Annotated in this window: 4 protein-coding genes; 1 reads left to right on the forward strand and 3 read right to left on the reverse strand. The window is 66.2% G+C overall.

Annotation, left to right across the window (positions count from 1 at the left end; all coding sequences use genetic code 11):
- Window positions 1–101: 101 nt before the first annotated feature.
- The 3 genes from BCD48_RS55800 to BCD48_RS21045 are packed head-to-tail and all read right to left on the reverse strand — an operon-like array spanning window position 102 to window position 2,630.
- A complete protein-coding gene (locus tag BCD48_RS55800; protein WP_349308039.1) occupies window positions 102–422 on the reverse strand; it encodes an HNH endonuclease in 321 nt (106 codons plus the stop codon).
- 54 nt (window positions 423–476) lie between these two features.
- Window positions 477–1,475: an IS30 family transposase gene (locus tag BCD48_RS21040; RefSeq protein ID WP_071050124.1), complete on the reverse strand. Its 999-nt coding sequence runs from the start codon at window positions 1,473–1,475 to the stop codon at window positions 477–479.
- Between the two features lie 48 nt (window positions 1,476–1,523).
- Complete coding sequence (locus tag BCD48_RS21045) at window positions 1,524–2,630, reverse strand: tyrosine-type recombinase/integrase (protein ID WP_198543328.1); 1,107 nt, start codon at window positions 2,628–2,630, stop codon at window positions 1,524–1,526.
- Between the two features lie 63 nt (window positions 2,631–2,693).
- Here BCD48_RS21045 and BCD48_RS55805 point away from each other — a divergent pair, with 63 nt between their 5' ends.
- Window positions 2,694–3,068 carry an HNH endonuclease gene (locus BCD48_RS55805; RefSeq protein WP_491677156.1) on the forward strand — a complete coding sequence of 125 codons (375 nt, stop codon included), beginning with the start codon at window positions 2,694–2,696 and terminating at the stop codon, window positions 3,066–3,068.
- The last annotated feature ends 101 nt before the right edge of the window (window positions 3,069–3,169 follow it).

A 3,169-nucleotide genomic window follows, 5' to 3' on the forward strand; every position in this document is an offset into this window, starting at 1 on the left:
GAGTCGGGTAGGCCGCCGGCGAGGTGCCCTGGTTGGGTCCTTTTCCGTCGGCCCCCGCCGAACCCGCCGGGCGGCGTTAACCGCAACGGGCTCTCCAGTGGTTATGCCGTGGGTTGCGTGGTAGGTCGTCCGGCGTGGATGGCTTCGTGGCATGGCCGGCAGGTGACGAGTGTCTTGCGCCGTCGCATGGCCATGAGCCGGACCCACGTCGGCTTCTCGCGTCGTCCTGGTTTGTCGAGGTCCGCGAGGTGGCGGATGTGGTGGACTTCCACCTGGTCCGTTGACCCGCATATCTCGCACGCGCCCGCGAGGAGCCGGTGAATCAGCTCGTTTCCGCGGGTTGTAGCCAGGACGGGCTTGTGATCTTCGAGGGTTGCCGTGGGCTGGCGGTGTAGCGGTATGCCGCCGAATCGTGCGACCAGTGGTTTCCTTCCGTCGCTGCGCGGGACGGTGACCTGGAAGGCGGAATCAAGTGGTCATGGCGACGCATGACTTTCCAGCAATTCGGTGAAAGCCTCGATCGGCTTCGCCCACCTGAGCGTCTGCCGTGGCCTCCCATTCAGCTGTGCGGCCACCATATCAAGCTCTTCCTGGGTGTGCAAGGACAGGTCGGTGCTCTTTGGGAAGTACTGGCGTAGTAGGCCATTGGTGTTCTCGTTCGAGCCGCGCTGCCACGGTGAATGTGGGTCGCAGAAATAAACCGGCATGCCCGTGCGGACGGTGAAGTCGGCGTGCCGGGCCATCTCCTTACCCTGGTCCCATGTAACGGAGTTCCGCATGAACTCGGGCAGGGTCTCCATCTTCTTCGCCAGGAGGTAAGCGACCTTGTCAGCGTTGCGGTCGTATGGGATACGCACGAGCATCACGAACCGGGTCGTGCGCTCGACCAGCGTCGCGATCTGCGACCTGTTCCCCTTTCCGATGATCAGGTCGCCCTCCCACAACCCGAGGACGGCGCGGTCCTCGGCCTCCTTCGGCCGCTCGCCGATGTTGACCATGTCGACGATCCCGCCCCTGGTCAGGATGCTGCGCGACCGGTTGACCCGCCTGGTCCGGCCCTGGCGTAGCGCGATCTTCAGCTCGGTCCGCAGCTCGCCGCGGGCCTGGAGATAGAGGCACTCGTAGATCGTCTCGTGAGACACGCGCATGCTCTCGTCGTCGGGAAAGTCCTTGCGCAGTCTCTCGCCGATCTGCTTCGGTGACCACTTCTCAACCAGGCCGGCGTTCACCGCGTCGTGCAGCTCCTTCGACGCGACGAGTTTCCGCTCCTTCGGGCGGGCGCACATCAGGTCACACCGCGCCTGCGCATCCACCGCCCGATACGCCGCGGCACCACCGTTACGCTCAATCTCCCGAGAGATCCCCGAATGATGACGGCCGAGCACAGCCGCGATATACCGAGCCGAACGCTCCTGACTCAACTCCCGCGAGATAACCTCGCGGTCCTCCACCGTCAACCGCTCCCGCAGACCCATCCACCATCCAGCCCTCGACGCCATCACGATCATCCTATCGGGGCGTCGCTACGACCATTTGAATCCGCCCTGCCTCAACGTCGTCGCCAGCGTGTGACGCAACGAGTGCATGCCGTGCCGGCGCTGTTCGCTCACCGGCACGTGCGCGATCCGGGCGTACTTGACCAGGATCTGGTGGAGGTGGTCCTGGTCGGAGAACGAGCCGATCGGGGCGGTGTGCCGGATGAACACCTCCGGGGCGTCGCAGGCCGGCCGACCGTGCCGGATGTAGTCGATCACCGCCCAGCCGGCGTCCTTGAGCAGCGGGAGCTCGACGCGCTGGCCGGTCTTGGCCTGGACCACGGTGAGCCGGTTGGCCCGCCAGTCAATGTCGGCGAACCGCAGCCGTTTGACGTCGATGCTGCGCAGCCCGAGCGCGGCGATCAGCAGGATCATCGCGTAGTCGCGTTTCCCACACGGGTTGCCCCGGTCGATCGCGGCCAGGATCCGGGCGACCTCGCCGGGAGCCCACACCGCCGGGACCCTGGCCTGCCTGCTCGAGCGCACCGACGGGACCACATCGAGGATGGCAGGCTCGACGAGGCCGCCGGCGGACGCGAACCGCAGGAACGAGCGCACCGCGCACATCTTCTGCTCGACGGTCTTGTACTGGTAGCCCGCCAGCGTCGCGACGAACGCGTCGAGAACCCGGGCATCCAGACGCGGCAACCCGCCCCGGGTGCCCACGAACGCGACGAACTCCCCGGCCAGCGTCGTATAGGTCCGCACTATCGAAGGTGCCTGCCCCGCGGCCCGCAGCGACGCCGTGAACCGGGCAAGCACCCTGGCCTCGTCCGCGGTCAACCTGTCGACGGACCTCGTGTAGCGGCGCAGCACCGCCCCGTGCACCGCGTAGGAATCGAGCATCGACGCGACCCGGAACAGGTAGACGTCGTTCTCCTTGAGCGAGCCCGCACGCTCCTTCACGAAGAACCCACACGTCTCGTCGACCCAGCTCATCGCCACGTCCAGGGAGAACTCCACGACGCCACGGCCGGCGAAGTAGCGCTGCAGACGGCGCCAGCAACCCCGGTACCAGACCATCGTCGAGTCCTTGTAGCCCAGACGCTGCAACTCGGCGTCCAGACTCGGCACCAAATCGGATAAGACAACCATTACGCCGACCTCCGATCAGACCGGCCCGGCTCTATACCGAACCGCCGATCAAAGATCGTCGGCGTGTTATGCGCAGCGCTCAAGGGCACCGTCCCGCGCAGCGACACAAGGAAACCACTGGTCGCACGATTCGGCGGCATACCGCTACACCGCCAGCCCACGGCAACCCTCGAAGATCACAAGCCCGTCCTGGCTACAACCCGCGGAAACGAGCTGATTCACCGGCTCCTCGCGGGCGCGTGCGAGATATGCGGGTCAACGGACCAGGTGGAAGTCCACCACATCCGCCACCTCGCGGACCTCGACAAACCAGGACGACGCGAGAAGCCGACGTGGGTCCGGCTCATGGCCATGCGACGGCGCAAGACACTCGTCACCTGCCGGCCATGCCACGAAGCCATCCACGCCGGACGACCTACCACGCAACCCACGGCATAACCACTGGAGAGCCCGTTGCGGTTAACGCCGCCCGGCGGGTTCGGCGGGGGCCGACGGAAAAGGACCCAACCAGGGCACCTCGCCGGCGGCCTACCCGACTC

This window comes from Pseudofrankia coriaricola (assembly GCF_001854805.1).
In the GTDB taxonomy this organism is placed as follows: Bacteria; Actinomycetota; Actinomycetes; order Frankiales; family Frankiaceae; genus Pseudofrankia.

Coding starts and splice junctions, on each gene's coding strand:
- BCD48_RS21040 (WP_071050124.1), bottom strand. CDS start 1,475: ATGGGTCTGCGGGAGCGGTTGACGGTGGAGGACCGCGAGGTTATCTCG.
- BCD48_RS21045 (WP_198543328.1), bottom strand. CDS start 2,630: ATGGTTGTCTTATCCGATTTGGTGCCGAGTCTGGACGCCGAGTTGCAG.